Here is a 16,615-nt window from a genome sequence, read left to right on the forward strand (position 1 = left end):
GGGCTTATGGCTCGTTTTACACAAAACTCCATTGCCCGCTGGGTATCACTCCACGCCACGCTTGGTAGCCTCATCCTACCGGTGACGGTAGTGGCCGACACCCCCGCCGGGCAGGTGATGTTCATTCACGGCGACGCTTCGATTGAGCGCGATGGAGAACGCACGGACGCTGAGCGCGGCGACGATATTTTCGCTGGTGATACCTTCCGCACCGAAAGCGCCAGCACACTGCAGATCCGTTACAGCGACGGCGGTACCAAAGCGATCCAGCCCGATAGCACCTACACCCTGGAAAGCTACAACAAGGACGAAGAAAACCCAGACGAATCCGCACAAAGTGGCGAACTGCTGCGTGGCGGGTTACGCGCCGTAACCGGTGCGATTGGACGTAATGCCCCCGAGAACGTCAGCCATAAAACACCGGTCGCCACCATGGGCATCCGCGGCACCAGCTTTCAACTTGTTCACGTACGCGATGGCGAAACGCCACCGTTACCCGGCATGGGCTCCGGCAGCTACTTATATGTTGAAAGCGGTATGCTCTCAATGAGCACCGACGTTGGCGAGCGTATTGTGCGCCCAGGACAAGTGGTATTTTCCGCTGCTGCTGACGCAAGCCCAGAGCGACTGGCAAATGGCATTGAGATTTTTGAACAACTCGAAGAGCAGCGTAGCGACATCGACGAAAATGACGAAAGCGACGGTGCTCAGCAAGAGGACGGCGATTCCACCATTGCCAGTACCACGCTGGATGCCGATACCGACGGCAGCAATTCCACCACGGGGACATTTTTCGACAATATTGCCTTGGCAACGACTGCTGATGAGCAGATCCAACGCGACCAAACCAATACTCTGGCCAGTCAACAAGTTGCCAATGCCAACACCACTATAGATGGCATTCAAGACGAGATAGACGCTGAGCCAGAACCCGAGCCAGAGCCAGAGCCAGAACCAGAACCAGAACCAGAACCAGAACCAGAGCCTGAACCAGAGCCGGAGGTCTGGATCGATTTCCCTCCTACCACCGAAAACAGCTTAACGACGCTAATCGGCAGCGACCTGTTAAGCGGTTTTTACGAACAGAATACGTTCCCCACCGAGCAAGGCAGCCAAAGCGTAGTAGATGGTGAGGTGGTATGGGGCTATTGGGACGCCGAAACACCCGACCCCTTTGTCGAGGAAGATCAGCCCATAGGGATCAGTATTCCCTTTATTAGCGCTTCAGATGAGCTAGCCGATACGTTGAGCAATGAACTCAGCAGCCAGGCACTAGCGTCACTTAACGATCAGTTGGCCGACGGCGTCACCTTTAACTGGACAGGCGGCACAGGGCTTGTCAACGAAGCTGGCGACGACATAATTCCTATCCTCAGCGACAGCAACATCACTTTAGTTAGTAGCGGAGGCGAAAGCAGCCTAGCGGTTGAACTACAGCTAGAAGAATTTGGCGAACTGATCGGCAGTCAGGTCACAGAAGAAGGCAGTGCAACTTTCGAAACCTTCCCACTCGATACCATCGAACTCACCCACGAAGGCTGCGATACCGACTGCTTTGATAGTGGTAGCTTGCAAGGCCAGTACATTGGTGAAGACGCCGCTGCCATCATGAGTCTGATCGAAGCCGCTGGTGGCGAACTCGGCAACTATAGTGGTACCGGGCTGTTGGAGCGCGAGGATATCACCCCTTAATCCAACAACCACTGACGAGCAAGAACCCCTTATTTATCAACGTGCGTCCAAACCCCGCCCCAATCGGGCGGGGGTGGGTTTTCTTTAAAGTATGCAATGCGTTGTAAATATAGCTGGGTGGGCGGGTCTTGCTGATCCACTAACTCGGCAAACGCCGCCTGCGCTTTTTCGAATGCTGCTGACTGATAAAGCGCGACAGCTTCTTCAAACGCCGCCTGCCACTCACGCTGGCTCGGCGTTAATTCTCCCCATTTACCAATAGGCTCCAGTATCCAGACGGGAGCATCTCGACCTTTAACACGTACTTTATCTAACCGGCGGAAGCACCAATTGGGCGACTGCTGCGCCGTTGCTTCGCTGACTAGCACGCTAACCCCATACGCCTTGGTCAACCCCTCCAAGCGCGAGCCCAGGTTTACATTATCGCCCATCACGGTATAAGCCATCCGAAAGCTGGAGCCCATGTTGCCAACACTCATTAACCCCGTGTTCAAGCCCACGCCCATGGACAGGGCTGGCTTACCCTCCTGAGTAAATGTCTGGTTGATATCATCAAGCGCCGCTTGCATGGCAAACGCTCCTTCAAGGGCATGCTCTGCGTGCCTGTGATCCTCAAGCGGTGCGCCCCAAAAGGCCATCATGGCATCGCCCATGTATTTATCGATGGTGCCATTGTATGAGTGAATCGCTTGAGTAAGCGGCGTCAGTAAACGATTCATGACCCGGGTTAACTCTGCCGGAGGGATCATTTCAGAAAACGCTGTAAACCCGCGCACATCCGAGAACAACACCGTCATCTCACGCTCTTCACCCTGCAGGCTCATCCCCTGGCCGCTGTGTACCATGTCATCCACCAATTTAGGCGGTATGTACTGCCCAAAGCGTTCGGCTACCCAACGTTTCTGCTGCGACTCACTTAAAAAATTCAGCGCCAGATGCCATAGCATTTGCAACACAAACAGCACCAGCAATGCCGCCAACGGCAGCGCCAGCCCCTGCTGCCAGGCCCAGAGATTCCCTCCCAACGTAATACCTAGCAGCCCGGCGCTAACCGCCAGCAGTGCGGGTGCATTCAAACGCGGGTACAAAAATGTCATCAGCGCGCCCAACAAGACCAGGCTCACCAGTTCGGCTCCGTCCACCCACGGCGGCTGCGCTTTAAAACTCTGGTGCAACATGCCCGCCAGCAGCGTCATATTCACCTCCGGCCCAGGGAAAACGCCGCCTACCGGCGTGGAACGTAAATCCATTAACCCAGGGGCCGATGCACCAAGTATCAGCGTTTTGCCTTCCAGGTCTTCAGGCTCAACGCGCTCGTTCAACACATCCGCTGCCGAGATATACTCAAAATGCCCGCGCTCGCCGTACCATGGCACCAGCGCCGCCCCCTCATTATCCACCGGAATCTCAAAGCCGCCTGCCTCAAGCGCCTCAAGCTGGGCGACACCCGCGCCCTCGCCCACCTGTGGTTCAATGGTTGGATTACCTATCATTGCCATCAGCATGGCCAGCGGCAGGCTCGGATAGAGCTCGCCCTCCCAGCGCTGCAATAAAGGTACCCGTCGAAATACACCGTCTTCGTCCACCCGCGGATTATCAAAAAAACCACCGCCCATGGCGCTTTGCTGCAGTTCGGGAAGATTGCCGGTAAACCGCTCTGGCTCCGGTACTGAAAGCGAATCGCCCCCGTTCACCTCTACAGGTGTGGGCAGCTCACCCACAGGCGGCGGATCATCTTCCGCCGCGCTAGCCTGAAAATAGTGCCCCAGCACTACTGGGTAATTGGCCAACGTGTCAGCCAACACCGCGTCACCGCTTTCCGGCGGTGAGCGCTCTTCAAGTTCGGGATAATCGCTTACCAACGCTTCCCAAAATTGCTCCAGCACCTGTCCTTCCGGCTCGGCGAACACAATGTCCACCCCCAATAGCCCCGCGTCGTAGGTCTCAAACAGCGTTTCCACCAACTCCGCAATGACCGTACGCGGCCAGGGCCACTGGCCCACCTCGTAAAGGCTGCGTTCATCAATGTCGATAATCGCAAGCGATGGATCGGCCTCTTCGCTCAGTGTGGCTCGCACACGCGCATCATACGTCTGCCACTCCAAGCGTTCTAGAAAAGGCAACGGCAGCCACCCCACCAGATCCAGCAAAAGCGCCACCACAATGGCAGCGCCTCCCCCCCATTGCAGCCACCGCCAGCGTTTTCTGTCATTGACCCTTGCCATGAATCCAATCCTGTTTGCCTGGTGCTATTACGTCGTGGTGCTTCACTATTTTATGTTTCAAGCATCCACTCATATTCACCATGAACGATCGTATTGTTTATCTACTTATGGTTAGTTTCTGCACGGTACGCTTTTTTATAAGGTGTTATGTTTACTTGTTTTCAACGTTCTTAATGCTTATTAATGAGGCTAACGCTTCTAATAACGCACTTTACCACCATGGCTTTTTTTTCATTTTCAACCGAAGACTATGCACCCAGCGAACGCCTGGAGGCAGCCCAAGACATCTACAGCGCCATGGCGCAGGTGCAGCTTGACGCGCCAAGAAAGCAGGTGCCGCATGTTGAAACACGCATCAAGCTGCTGCCGGGGATTTCCATCGCTCGGGTCACGGCATCGTCACTACATGCGGCGCGTGAAACCCCTCAAGTTGCCGATGGCAATGATGACATTACGCTTTTAATCCACCCCGGAGGCCCGGGTGGCTGGCTCTCTCACCTACAAGCCCACGAGTCTCTGGCCTGCACGCCGGGCAGAGCGCGCGTCGTCTACAACCATCAGTCAGGTAGCGTCGACTTTCACGGCGAGCGTGTCAACTTCCTGAGCGTCGCATTTTCACGCGCGCAACTGGCGCCGCTGCTTGGCGACATGGACCGCTTACCCAAAAACCTGCTTTCACCAGGCGAACCGCTAAAGCATCTCACTCAACTCTCACTCGCACTGACAAAACAGCCCGAGACGCCTGATAATCAACCCACTTCCCAATTGACAAGACAGCTGCTTGATCTTGCCTGCCTAGCGTTAGGCGCCACGCCGGAGGCAAGCGAACATGCCCTGCGTGGCGGCTTGCGTGAGGCGCGCTTAAAAGCCATCAAAGCCGATATCAATGTGCACGCACGCAGCGCCATCACTCTAGAAGCCCTCGCCAAGCGACACTCGGTATCGCCAAGCTATATTCGTGCCCTGTTTCACCACGAAGGTACGTCCTTCACCGATTACCTGGTTGAGCAGCGACTTCAGCGTGCCTTCAGTGCGCTGACATCCCCGCAGGCAGCGCCGCGTTCGGTGAGCGATATCGCCTTGCATTCGGGCTTCAATCACCTTTCCTGGTTTTATCGTGCTTTCAAGCAGCGCTTTGGGGTTACGCCAGGCGAAGCACGTGCTTTGATTTTTCCCTCCCCCCCCTGATTTCTTGTGGATGAACCCCGCACAAGTGTAATGCTGAGTGGAAGTGGTTCCGCCTACCAAAGCGTAGGCTTGGAGGCAATTGTTACGTACAAGAGGCTTAACAGTGGCAGATGGCACCCAGTTCGAATCCAAACAGTTCGATGTCAACAACTGCAATTAAAATTCTGATTTAAGAGATAATTACACTTCTTTTTTGTTTTAAACCTGCCTCATGAATAAGCCAAGGTAGTAACCCGTCCATGTGGTTGATAAGCAGGGAGAGAGTAGAGTGATGACAACCGAAATGCAGACGATGCGGGCTGTGCGAGTGTGGTTGGGCTATGCCCTGCCGGAATTGGCTAGTGGTACTGGGCGGGAACGTTTTTACCAGCAACTGGGGGAGGTTTTTATCCCCGCCACCGTACAGTCGATGGCCCCTCAAGGCCTGCAGGCCTATGTACCTTCGGTACTGCCATCCAGCCACCATCCCAAAGTGCCGGATGAAGTCGCGCTGGTGTTTTATCCCAGTCGCAAGTGTTACCAACAAGCCAGCCATGCCACCGTGGCAGGGCGTGGGTATGGGGCTCTACACAGTACTGTGTTCAGTTTTCAGGCCCAGCAAGGCCGCCCTGCCAGCCACAGCGATTTCCCCGCGCCCTTCAATGGTCAACCAGAGCAGACAGGCCCAGTGCAGTTATTCGACTCCGGGGGGAATTGGCAGCAGGGGGAAGTGTTCAGCGAAGTCTGGCTACGTCACGGGCAAAGCGTAGCAGCCTTCCGGCGAGAGATATGCGATGCGATGACCATCCTGCTTGCCCGGCCACTGAAAGAGTTGCTGGGCGTTTTTTACTATCAGGATGACAATTTGTGTGTTGTCTGGTCTCATTGGCAACGGCACGGTCGAGTGTTGCAGACTAATGCTATTGGCGAATTGATTTGGGCCGATAGTGCCGTCTCGGTAGCAGTGCCTCATTCTCCATTTGCCGCTTATCCGGGCTTGTCGGTAGGGCCAGGAAGTTCCTTCAATCTACAATTTTCGCTGTCACCAGTGACCAATGCAGGACACCCTTCATGAGCTTTTCCAATCAGGATTTTATGCTGCTGGATCAGCGACTGTTCAAAGCTTTCATGGCAGCAGCCCAGACCCAAAGTTTTACCCATGCAGCCACCCGCGCCCACATGACTCAGTCCGGAGTCAGTCAACATATAGCCAAACTGGAAGAGCAAATTGGCGTGACCCTGTTCAAGCGTATTGGCAAGAAAGTTCTGCTCACCGATGCCGGTAACGCTTTGATGTATTACGTACGCCAGCAGATCTACAGCACTCAGCAGTTCATGGATAGGGTGCACGCTATGGAGTCGCGAGTAGCAGGATTAGTTTCCTATGCGATGCCGCCTAGTTGCCTGATGTCGCCGCATTTCCCCATGCTGCTGGAGCGACGCCAAGCCCACCCGGATATCGAGCTGAACATCACACTTACCTCCACCCAGGAGGTGGTGCGCATGCTGCTGGCGAATCAGGTGGATTTCGGTTTCGTCACGGAAGATAACAATCATCCGCTGTTGCGTTATAAGTTATTCTGTCAAGAGGAGTATGTGTTGGTATCCTCAGACCCAGCGCTATTAGAGGAGTTGACCGACAGGTCGATCCTAGAACAGCGTTTCATCTGGTACCCCGGCTCCAGTTATTATTATGATCGCTGGCTCAAGCATGTTTTTCCCGAGCGCTCCAACCTCAATACCTATTCCTTGACGTTTGCCGGAGAAATAAATTCCATAAACGGCGCCATCGACATGGTAGCCGGTGGGCTGGGGATGGCGGTGATCCCCAGCCACTGTGTGGCATCCCTGCTTGAGCAGGAGCGGCTATACCGTCATCAGGCTAGCCAACCGCTGCTTAATGATATCCATATCATCACCATCAATGATCATGAGTACCCGCGTCGGGTTGAGCAGGTGATCGAGTGGTTCTTCGATATGGTGGCCGATAAATAAATCAGTCGTACAGTGCCAACAGTGATTTGCCGTCATCGAACGAAAGAGTGATCAAATGCGAGTATCCCCGCCCGGCTTGCACCTGAGCTTGCTGTTGCCAGCCCTGGCAATCGCTGTGGAAACGGTTAACGACCAGTTGGCCATTGTCTGCTCTATATCCTGCAAAGCCGGGGCCTTCCAGTAAGGCGAGCGTCGCTGCCGCGCTGGTTTCCTGAGGCAAAGGCAGGCCGGTGCCTACCGGGTGAGATCCCTCGACAGGGTCATCCATATAGTGGTCGATATTGACCGCCTTGTAGGTAGGGTTATGTTTAAAGAAAAAATTCTCGCCGCCGAATTGGAAAAAACAGAAATTCTGCCAGCCTTTTGCCCATTCACCTTGCCATAACTTCCTGATGCTCAGCGGGGCCTCGGGTGGCACTTGAACACCATAGATCCGACTGGTTCCGGTATCGGCGTTGTAACCCATAAACAGGCACTGATCGCGATAACCAAAAGCATGAACAGTGGTGAAGCCCGCAGTGGTATCGCCATAGGTACGTTGATAGCGATAAAGGTGCTGGAAATCAGTGTCAGTGACTCGGAAAAAATCGAGAATGCCCTCGTCCCGAGTGTAGGCCAGCAGGTGTGGCTGCCCACCCAGCAGGAAGGGGCTTAGGGTCTGGTAGGCCAGATTCACGTTGATCTCCACCCTCGGAGTAAAGCCCAAGGTATCTGGGTTCAGCGTCAACGCGGCCAGCCGCCCCTGGGTGCTGCTGACGAATAGCTCGCAGCCGTCACTCGCCAGGGCACTAGTCTGATTAAGAACATCGACCCCAGTAGGGCTAACTGGGGCCAATCGGTACTCGTTGCGTTGTGTCTGGGGGGTAAGCAGGTACCAGCTAAGCTTAGTCATGGTGCGCCTCCTTGCGATCCGCCTCGGCAGCTAGCAGAGCCCAAGTGGCCAGGGCGCCGTTGTAACTGGTGTATAACCCATGCTCCTGATAGATGTAGCCGGCCCAACTGTCCTGTAGGGAATCCGGTAGCTGGCCATTGATGACCGGGTCGGACACATTGCGTACGAAACCGTAGGCCACTTGGTGCTTTTTGCAGGCCATGCCGACCACTGCATCGTCCATTTCAACAATGCAGCCATACTGTTGCAGGCCGTTAGTGGTGGTGCCGAACAGGAAGGTGTCAGTAGTAATGATGGGCTGATCGGTGACCACCTTGATGCGGCTGTTCGGCGCATCCGGGCTGATATGAGCATCAGCGGGGTACTGAGGACTCACTGGCAAAATTTCCGGGCCGGAGACCTGTATCGCTCCCTCCTGAGCCAGGGGCAGGTAATGCTCACCAGGTTGCCATGAAGACTGCACCGTGGTGCCGTTGAAATCCGCATTGGCAAAATGCTTCAGGCAGTGGAAATAGGCCTGGTTGGTAATCAGGGCAGAGCCAAGAGCATCTTCCTCGCGCACGCCGCCGGCGGTGCCGATAGAGAGCACTAGCCGTGGCTGAGCTTCCCGACAAAGCTGGTCGACCAGTTGGGTCAGGGGCAACTCGGTGCCGTCCTGGGCCAAGTGCATACCCGATTTCACCAGCAACACTTTCAGCTCACCGATGGTTACCATCCGCACGCTGCCCCACGCTTGGTCATACAGGGAGGGGGCACCGCCCTGGTAGGTTTTCGACACGTCCACCATGTACTGATGAATCTGGCAGTAATTACGCTGGTATTCTTCCCAGCCCTGACGCCAGTCGTGCCCCTTGGCCTGGGTCGGAGTGAGCGATTCGCGGTAATTGGTCAGCACCTGATTCATGGCCGCCCACTCTGCACTTGTCCAGGTGATCACCGCCACATCCGCTTCAGGAAAGGGGGAATTGGCTTGCCAATCGCTGAGGGGTAACACGGCGGGGATACGGTTGTTTGCCACGCCCAGTGTCTGCCAGTCCACAGGTGGCAAGGCGTGCTCGCTGGTGATAGGCAGGGCTGCCAGCCGTTGGGCGTTAAGCAGGGTATTCGGTGACGCTGCAGATAACTCCGGGATGATCATGATGGCATCCTTTTTAATGATGATGGTAAGACAGCAGCCTACTCAAGGCGAGGTAAGCGGTTTGGCTTAGCCTATCTTTATACTAAACAGTGTTTTCATCATTAAAAGGGGTTAGTCATTATGGATAATAATAGTAATTATCACGTTGCATAATTCATGTCTCATGATGACAACCATCAGCAGTCATAATTTCACTGAGACTATTTCTTGCTCAACACTGATATCGCCGATTCGCTAATCGGCGACCTACAAGGGCATAACACTGCCCCTTAACCATTATCAGGAGTAAGACAATGAGTGATATGACCAAGACGCTTTGGAGCCAATTTATGACCGCCTTCAGTGATCAGATAAAGATCGAAGGCGTTCCGCAAATGCTGACCGGGCCGCAACCCTGGAACTGGGGGGGCAAAAACCCTCCCATGGGCTCCGTGCCGTACCAGCAGGTTCAATTCCTCAACATCGTCCCCACCAGCCCGCTGGTGGATCCGAATGACTATGGCATGAAGCAAGGTTTTGGTGACCAATACAAGATGTTTCTGAACTTCTTGATGGCCGATGGCGGCGATGAGGGGCAAGCCCTGCAACAGAAGATTTCTGACGCGTCCCATAACCTGTTCCAGATCCAGTCGTCGGTAAATGTGGCCTACCAGAACTTCAAGCAACAGACAGGCAGCACCGAGTCTTATAAAGACTGGCTGGATAACGAGGGACTCGCCTCAGCAGCCCAGGTCAAACAAGCCAAGCAGCAACTGGAGGCGGCCAATGCCAATTACAAAGAGTACATGAAAAAGCTTAAGGGACCGATCAGTGATGCTGTCAAACGTTATGATGACAACCTGTCCTCGGTAGTGGGGCAGGATGGCAACATGATCAAGGATCAGTCCGTCTTCGAGATAAGCGAGACGCCCTGGGAATACGTCAATCGAATTACCGGCAATAACTTTGGCCACAAAGCCAGCAAGGGCTCCAGCAAGACTTTCTCCATCGACTCTTCCACCCGCCACTGGTCTGACAGCACTGTTTATAGTGAAGATGAACTCGGTGGCCTATTTGACTTCTTTGGCTTTGAAGCCGCTGGTGAATACAAGAAAGTCTCCACCAAACACTTCTCCAGCCAATACGATATCACTTTCACATTCGAAGATGTGTCTGTGGTGACGGTGACACCGGGGCAATGGTTCAACGCGGCCATGCCCACCAACTACAAGAACGGTCCTTTCGTGTCAGGCCATTCCGGTTTTAAGAACGGTGATGACATCTACTACTTCGGCAAGGGTGGCATTCTGTCCCGGCTGGTGTCGCAGATGATCGTCGGTTACCGGCCCACCATTACCATCAATGCAGGCAGTGAATTCGCCAAACAAGTGAAGGAAATCATCAAAGGCGAGGGCGGCTTCTTCATCGGGCCTTTCGAGTTCGGTGGCGCCGGTGGTTCCGACAGTAACAAAGGCACTGTGGATGTGGATGGCCAAACTATCACCTGCACGTCCAACAGTGACTGGGGGACGGTGATTGGCCTCGGTACCAACTGGGTGGTAAGCCCACAGTAGGAGATCATCATGTTACAGGTGCAACAAGGGGATTGGATTCCAAACCGCTACCCCAAAATGACTGCCTCTCAGCAACACGATGCCATGCTCGCCATTGATGCCATCGACTTTGCCGATGTGTGGCGAGACTCTGGTAGCATCAGTAAACGGGGCGAAATGCGCGTGGATGTGCAGGGGCGGGCAGGTAGCCAGCAGCAGAACTTGCAGGTGCAGCTCAATGACATTAAGGGCAACAGCACCGTTGCGTGTGCGCTGGTAGCCGACTCTGTGGGAGAGACTAGTATTGAGGCACAACAGGTCTATGCCTTGCGAAAGGTTAAGAATGCGCTGTTCAGCAGCCTCAATGACGGTCATATCTACAGTGTATCGGGCTCGCCCACTTGATAGGGATTGGCATGGCGAAAAGGCTCCGCATGGAGCCTTTTCTTTTTATTGTGGCTCACCAATCGTGTTTAAACCTCACTAATCACTCAAAAAATAAAGTTTTCGTGGAGTGTAGCGCTGAGTGGAAGCAGCGCCCTGTGCCAATGCGTAGGCTGGTAAAAAACTACTACCTATAAAGGCTAGGGGAACATGAATCGCATTTATCGCACCGTTTGGAACGCGGCCAGAGGCCAGTGGCAGGTCGCACCGGAAAACGTCAAGCGTCACAGCAAATCATCCGCCCGCCGCTCGCATACCGTGGGCGCCGTGGCGTCGCTCGCGGTTGGGAGCATTCTCCTCCTGCCCCTCAGTGCCTTGGCCAGTAGCCTCCCCTCGGGTGGCGAAATCCGTGCCGGTAACGGTGACATCAAACAATCCGGCAACGAGATGCGCATCAATCAAGACTCTGATCGCATGGCGATTGACTGGGACGACTTCTCGGTGGACGAAGGCAGCCGGGTTGCCTTTAACCAGCCCGGCGGCGACGCCGCTGCCCTGAACCGGGTGACGGGTGATCAGCTCTCGCAGATTCGCGGGGCTATCGAGGCCAACGGCCAGGTCTTTCTCGTCAACCCCAACGGCATCGTGTTTGGCGATACCGCCCAGGTGGATGTCGGCGGCCTGGTCGCCTCCACCCTGGACATTAGCCCCGACGATTTCATGGCGGGCGACTTCACCTTTGAGGGCGACAGCAGCAGCGCGATTATCAACCAGGGCAATATCCGCGCCGGTGACGAAGGCTACGTGGCGCTGATCGCCGCCGAGATTATCAATGAAGGAAACATTAAAGCACCCCGTGGCGATGTGATGATGGGCGCGGGCAGCCGTGTGACCCTGGACATGGGCGGCCCGATCAAGATCGAGGTCGAGGAAGCCCTGCTAGACACCTACATCGAGCAAGGCGGCGCGATTCAGGCCGACGGCGGCCGGGTCTACCTCACCGCCAAGGCGGCAGGCGACTTGGCCGCCAGCGTGATCAACCACACCGGCACCACCCAGGCCCGCACCCTTGCCGAAAACGAGCAGGGTGAGATCTGGTTGATGGGCGACATGGACAACGGCGAGACCCAGGTAGCCGGTACGCTGGATGCGTCGGCACCCTCTTCTCTCAACTCCAGTGGCGGCGATGGCGGCTTTGTAGAAACCAGCGCGGCCAAGGTCAGCATCATGGACGAAGCCACCGTCACCACTCGTGCGGATGAAGGTCAGACCGGCGAGTGGTTGATTGATCCTTATGATTTCACCATTGCAGATAGTGGCGGTGATCTCACCGGGGCAGCGCTCTCCAGCGCGCTGGGCAATAACGATGTCACCATTGAAACCACCGATTCAGACGTTAGCTGCACCAACGCAACCTGCGGCAGTGGTAATGACAGTGGCAATGGCGACATCTTCGTCGACGACACCGTCACCTGGGACATCAACACCCTCACCCTCTCGGCCTACCGGAACATAGAGATCAACCGGGAGATGACCGCCGCCAGCGGCGGCGGGTTGGCGCTGGCATATGGCCAGGGCGCCACCGACGGCATCATAGACGGCACCGAGGCCACCTATGCCGTCAACGCCCCCGTGAACCTGCCGGCCGACGGCAGCTTCTCCACAAAGCTTGGTAGCAATGGCACCAGGGTCGACTACACCATCATCACCGAGCTGGGGGACGCGGGCAGTGGCACCGGCACCGATCTTCAGGGCATAAAAGGTGATCTCTCTGGAGACTACGTTCTCGGCGCCAATATCGATGCCGGTGGCACGTCGGGCTGGAACGGTGGTGAAGGCTTCGAACCCATAGGCAATGACGATAATAACTTTGAAGGCACATTTGATGGCCTGGGCCATACCATCAGCGACCTGACGATGGCCCGCCCGCTTTCCTACTACCAGGGGCTGTTCGGCTACATAAGTGGTGCGGTTATCCGCAATGCCGGGCTCGAGGGCGGCCGTGTGGAGGGCGACTTATACGTCGGTGGGCTGGTGGGGCTTAGCGACTCCAATTCTACGGTCAGCAACAGCTACGTCACCAGCGATGTGATTGGTTACGGCACGGTTGGCGGTTTGGTGGGGAGAAATCAAGGTTCTTCTTTGATCAGTAATAGTTACTCTGCCGCAAACGTGGAGGGGGAAGGCGGCGACATTGGGGGATTGGTGGGATACAACCGCGATTCCACAGTCGGAGACAGCTACGCCACAGGCAGTGTGAAAGGCGGTCAAAGCGTTGGTGGTCTGGTGGGATACAACAGAGATGCCGATGTCCGTAACACCTATGCCACCGGTCTTGTGAACGAGGGCAACGCTGACGATTATGTGGGCGGGCTTATTGGGTTGAATGACGGTGGAGGTGTCCATGACTCCTTCTGGGACACCGAGACGACCGGGCAGAGCGGTAGCGATGGTGGCACAGGCTTGCCCACCAGCGAGATGCGAGACGCAGCTACCTATACAGATGCGGGGTGGAGCGGCGATTACTGGTCATTCCCCCAGGGTGGCGGCAGCGCTGTTGAAGGCTATGAAGTGGGTGACGGCCTGCCGTACCTGACCGGTGTCACACGCAAAAAAGATATCAATTCCGAGACCCTCTTCGAGGGCGGCTGGGGTGGCTTGACTGCGGGAGAGCAAAGCGGTGCCGATGGCTCGGCCTACATCATCACCGACTGGAACCAACTCCAGAATATCAACCAGGTCGTCGATGACGGCTATGACTTTGTGCTTGCCAATGATCTTGACAGCAGCTCAACGGGCTATGCCGATCAGGTCGATAGTGGCGGTACCCTGGCTAACGCCGGGGAGGGCTGGAAGCCGATTGGGGATAGTGACAACCGCTTTAACGGCGAGTTCGACGGCAATGACAACATCATCAGCGACCTGGTCATTGACCGCCCGAGCTCCATGTATCAAGGACTGTTCGGCCGTACAGATGGCGCAACTATCCGCAACGTCGGGTTGGAAGGCGGCAGCGTGCAGGGCTATTACTTCGTTGGTGGACTAGTGGGTTTCAGCGACGCCAACTCTACGGTTAGCAACAGCTATACCACCGTCAGTGTGAAGGGTGACAACTACGTTGGTGGTTTAGTGGGGAAGAACGAAGACTCCTCCTCGATCAACAACAGCTATACCACTGGTAGTGCGAAGGGTAATAACTACGTTGGCGGGCTGCTGGGAATAAACAACAACTCCACAGTTAGTAACAGCTACGCCACCGGGCCTGTCAATAATGGTGCGTCTGGTACCAATGTAGGGGGGCTCGTTGGCAACGATACCGGATCAGGTGTCATAAACTCTTTCTGGGACACAGAGACTACCGGGCAGGACAGCAGTGCTGGTGGTACAGGCCTGTCCACCGCCGAGATGCAGAACCCTTTTACTTTCATCGATCACGGATGGGACTTCGCTGATGTCTGGGGCAAATCCCGGGTGGGCAACAACGATGGCTATATGGTCTTCAAGGCCATGGACGAGACCGCTTACAACCATTACGTCCGTCTGGACGATACGGATATCAGCAAAACCTACGGAGCCAGCGACAGCAATCTGGATGGCATCGGTCTCGACGGGCCGGGTTCGGATTATGTAGCACTGCAGTTCAATAACGCCCAAGACGCCGGCACCTACACGTATGACGAGTCCGGTGTGCTTATCTTTCAGTTCAACAGTGGATCAGAGGAGGATTACTACGTTGACTACGGCAGTGGAGAAATCACCATTGATCCACGTTCCCTTACGGTAACCGCTGGTGATGACAGCAAGACCTACGATGGCCAGGCCTACAGCGGCGGCGGCAACGGCGTCAGCTATGATGGTTTCGCCGACGGCGAGGACGAAAATGATTTGGGCGGCAGTGTCAGTTACACCGGCAATGCACAAGGGGCGACAGACGCAGGGAGTTACGCGATTACGCCCGAAGGCCTGAGCGCTAACAACTATGACATCGACTATGTCGACGGCCTTCTTACCATAGGCAAGGCCGAAGCTACGGTTACTGCCAACAGCGATACCGTGACTTATGACGGCACCGAACAAAACGTCACTGGCTTTACGGCCAGTGGGTTGGTCAATGACGAGGATGAAGCTGTACTCGAAAATGTCACCACCTCAGGCGGTCGTGGCACCAATGCAGGCAGCTACAGCCACACTGCTGACGGTACAGATCAAAACTACAACCTAACCTTTGTCGACGGCACGCTGACCATCGACCCTCGCGCCATTACCGTGGCGGCCGATGACCGGAATAAAACCTACGGTGAGGATGACCCCACGCTAACCTGGCAAGTTTCCGATGGCAGCTTGGTAGGCGACGACACCCTCACTGTTGATCTAACCCGCGAAACCGGTGAAGAAGTCGGCAACTACGACATCAGCGCCACCGATCTGGCCAACGGCAACTATTCGATTACTGCCCAAGATGGCACCTTCACCATCGACCCCCGTGCGATTACCGTGGCAGCCGATGACCGGAACAAAACCTACGGTGAGGATGACCCCACGCTCACCTGGCAAGTTTCCGATGGCAGCTTGGTAGGCGACGACACCCTCACTGTTGATCTAACCCGCGAAGCCGGTGAAGACGTCGGCAACTACGCCATCAGCGCCGCCGACCTGGCCAACGGCAACTATGCGATTACTGCCCAAGATGGCACCTTCACCATCGACCCCCGTGCGATTACCGTGGCGGCCGATGACCGGAACAAAACCTACGGTGAGGATGACCCCACGCTCACCTGGCAAGTTTCCGATGGCAACCTAGTGGGCGACGACACCCTCACTGGCGATCTAACTCGCGAAGACGGTGAGGACGTCGGCAACTACGCCATCAGCGCCGCCGATCTTTCCAACGGCAACTATGCGATTACCGCCCAGGATGGCACCCTCACCATCGACCCACGCGCGATTACCGTGGCGGCCGATGACCGGAATAAAACCTACGGTGAGGATGACCCCACGCTCACCTGGCAAGTTTCCGATGGCAACCTAGTGGGCGACGACACCCTCACTGGCGATCTAACCCGCGAAGCAGGTGAAGACGTTGGCAACTACGCCATCAGCGCCGCCGATCTTTCCAACGGTAACTACGTGGTTACCGCTCAGGACGGCGTTCTCACCATCGACCCACGCGCGATTACCGTCAACGCCGATGACCAGCGAAAAATCTACGGCATGGGTGATCCTGAACTAACCTGGCAAGTCACAGAAGGAAACCTGATCGGTGATGACACACTTTCTGGTGATGTCACCCGCGCGACAGGGGAAAGTGCTGGTAACTACACCATCAGCCCGACGGACTTAGCCAACAGCAACTACATCGTTACTTCCCAGAACGGCACTCTCACTATCGATCAAGGGACCAATATCGACGCGGCCGTCAATCAGGCGCTTAAATACGCATCTCCTACTGACGAAGAAGACCGACTGAGGCGTGCCAACGGGTTACCGCAGGGGCTCTCACCCTCCATGCCGCCTGCAGGTATAGAGATAGTGGCGGGCGGGATCAATACTTCCATTGATAACGAATAGATGCGGCCAACTAATGCCTTCC

The 16,615-nt window shown here is 55.6% G+C and carries 10 protein-coding genes; 7 read left to right on the top strand and 3 right to left on the bottom strand.

The window, feature by feature from the left end; translation table 11 throughout:
• Positions 1 to 6 precede the first annotated feature (6 nt).
• Complete coding sequence (locus GA0071314_RS15215; protein WP_074397432.1) at positions 7 to 1,692, top strand: FecR family protein; 1,686 nt, start codon at positions 7 to 9, stop codon at positions 1,690 to 1,692.
• A gap of 29 nt (positions 1,693 to 1,721) precedes the next feature.
• On the opposite strand, the gene GA0071314_RS15220 is transcribed toward GA0071314_RS15215, so the two are convergent.
• On the bottom strand, positions 1,722 to 3,917 hold the full coding sequence (locus GA0071314_RS15220; RefSeq protein ID WP_074397433.1) for a CHASE2 domain-containing protein: 2,196 nt from the start codon (positions 3,915 to 3,917) through the stop codon (positions 1,722 to 1,724).
• Positions 3,918 to 4,136: 219 nt separating this feature from the next.
• Here GA0071314_RS15220 and GA0071314_RS15225 point away from each other — a divergent pair, with 219 nt between their 5' ends.
• From GA0071314_RS15225 to GA0071314_RS15235, 3 genes are all read left to right on the top strand, one after another.
• On the top strand, positions 4,137 to 5,105 hold the full coding sequence (locus GA0071314_RS15225) for a helix-turn-helix transcriptional regulator (protein ID WP_074397434.1): 969 nt from the start codon (positions 4,137 to 4,139) through the stop codon (positions 5,103 to 5,105).
• 268 nt (positions 5,106 to 5,373) lie between these two features.
• A complete protein-coding gene (locus GA0071314_RS15230; RefSeq protein ID WP_156524127.1) occupies positions 5,374 to 6,159 on the top strand; it encodes a hypothetical protein in 786 nt (261 codons plus the stop codon).
• Complete coding sequence (locus GA0071314_RS15235; protein WP_074397436.1) at positions 6,156 to 7,079, top strand: LysR family transcriptional regulator; 924 nt, start codon at positions 6,156 to 6,158, stop codon at positions 7,077 to 7,079. The genes GA0071314_RS15230 and GA0071314_RS15235 overlap by 4 nt, the downstream gene beginning before the upstream one ends.
• 1 nt (position 7,080) lies before the next feature.
• Here GA0071314_RS15235 and GA0071314_RS15240 read toward each other — a convergent pair whose 3' ends face one another.
• A complete protein-coding gene (locus tag GA0071314_RS15240) occupies positions 7,081 to 7,971 on the bottom strand; it encodes a hypothetical protein (protein ID WP_074397437.1) in 891 nt (296 codons plus the stop codon).
• Positions 7,964 to 9,109: a phosphorylase family protein gene (locus GA0071314_RS15245; protein WP_074397438.1), complete on the bottom strand. Its 1,146-nt coding sequence runs from the start codon at positions 9,107 to 9,109 to the stop codon at positions 7,964 to 7,966. Before GA0071314_RS15245 ends, GA0071314_RS15240 begins: the two co-directional genes overlap by 8 nt.
• A 293-nt stretch (positions 9,110 to 9,402) precedes the next feature.
• Here GA0071314_RS15245 and GA0071314_RS15250 point away from each other — a divergent pair, with 293 nt between their 5' ends.
• From GA0071314_RS15250 to GA0071314_RS15260, 3 genes are all read left to right on the top strand, one after another.
• Entirely contained in the window at positions 9,403 to 10,662 is a 1,260-nt protein-coding gene (locus GA0071314_RS15250) for a hypothetical protein (RefSeq protein ID WP_074397439.1), read from the top strand.
• A gap of 9 nt (positions 10,663 to 10,671) precedes the next feature.
• Positions 10,672 to 11,046, top strand: a complete 375-nt coding sequence (locus tag GA0071314_RS15255; RefSeq protein WP_074397440.1) for a hypothetical protein — start codon at positions 10,672 to 10,674, stop codon at positions 11,044 to 11,046.
• Positions 11,047 to 11,235: 189 nt separating this feature from the next.
• Positions 11,236 to 16,593 (top strand): MBG domain-containing protein, encoded by a 5,358-nt coding sequence (locus tag GA0071314_RS15260; RefSeq protein WP_074397441.1) that lies wholly within the window; start codon positions 11,236 to 11,238, stop codon positions 16,591 to 16,593.
• The last annotated feature ends 22 nt before the right edge of the window (positions 16,594 to 16,615 follow it).

Source organism: Halomonas sp. HL-93, from assembly GCF_900086985.1.
Lineage (GTDB): Bacteria > Pseudomonadota > Gammaproteobacteria > Pseudomonadales > Halomonadaceae > Vreelandella.

Bases quoted from the DNA above. Each gene is read 5' to 3' on its own strand.
- GA0071314_RS15250 (WP_074397439.1), top strand. From the start codon at position 9,403: ATGAGTGATATGACCAAGACGCTTTGGAGCCAATTTATGACCGCCTTC.
- GA0071314_RS15255 (WP_074397440.1), top strand. From the start codon at position 10,672: ATGTTACAGGTGCAACAAGGGGATTGGATTCCAAACCGCTACCCCAAA.
- GA0071314_RS15225 (WP_074397434.1), top strand. From the start codon at position 4,137: ATGGCTTTTTTTTCATTTTCAACCGAAGACTATGCACCCAGCGAACGC.
- GA0071314_RS15215 (WP_074397432.1), top strand. From the start codon at position 7: ATGGCTCGTTTTACACAAAACTCCATTGCCCGCTGGGTATCACTCCAC.
- GA0071314_RS15240 (WP_074397437.1), bottom strand. From the start codon at position 7,971: ATGACTAAGCTTAGCTGGTACCTGCTTACCCCCCAGACACAACGCAAC.
- GA0071314_RS15260 (WP_074397441.1), top strand. From the start codon at position 11,236: ATGAATCGCATTTATCGCACCGTTTGGAACGCGGCCAGAGGCCAGTGG.
- GA0071314_RS15245 (WP_074397438.1), bottom strand. From the start codon at position 9,109: ATGATCATCCCGGAGTTATCTGCAGCGTCACCGAATACCCTGCTTAAC.
- GA0071314_RS15220 (WP_074397433.1), bottom strand. From the start codon at position 3,917: ATGGCAAGGGTCAATGACAGAAAACGCTGGCGGTGGCTGCAATGGGGG.
- GA0071314_RS15235 (WP_074397436.1), top strand. From the start codon at position 6,156: ATGAGCTTTTCCAATCAGGATTTTATGCTGCTGGATCAGCGACTGTTC.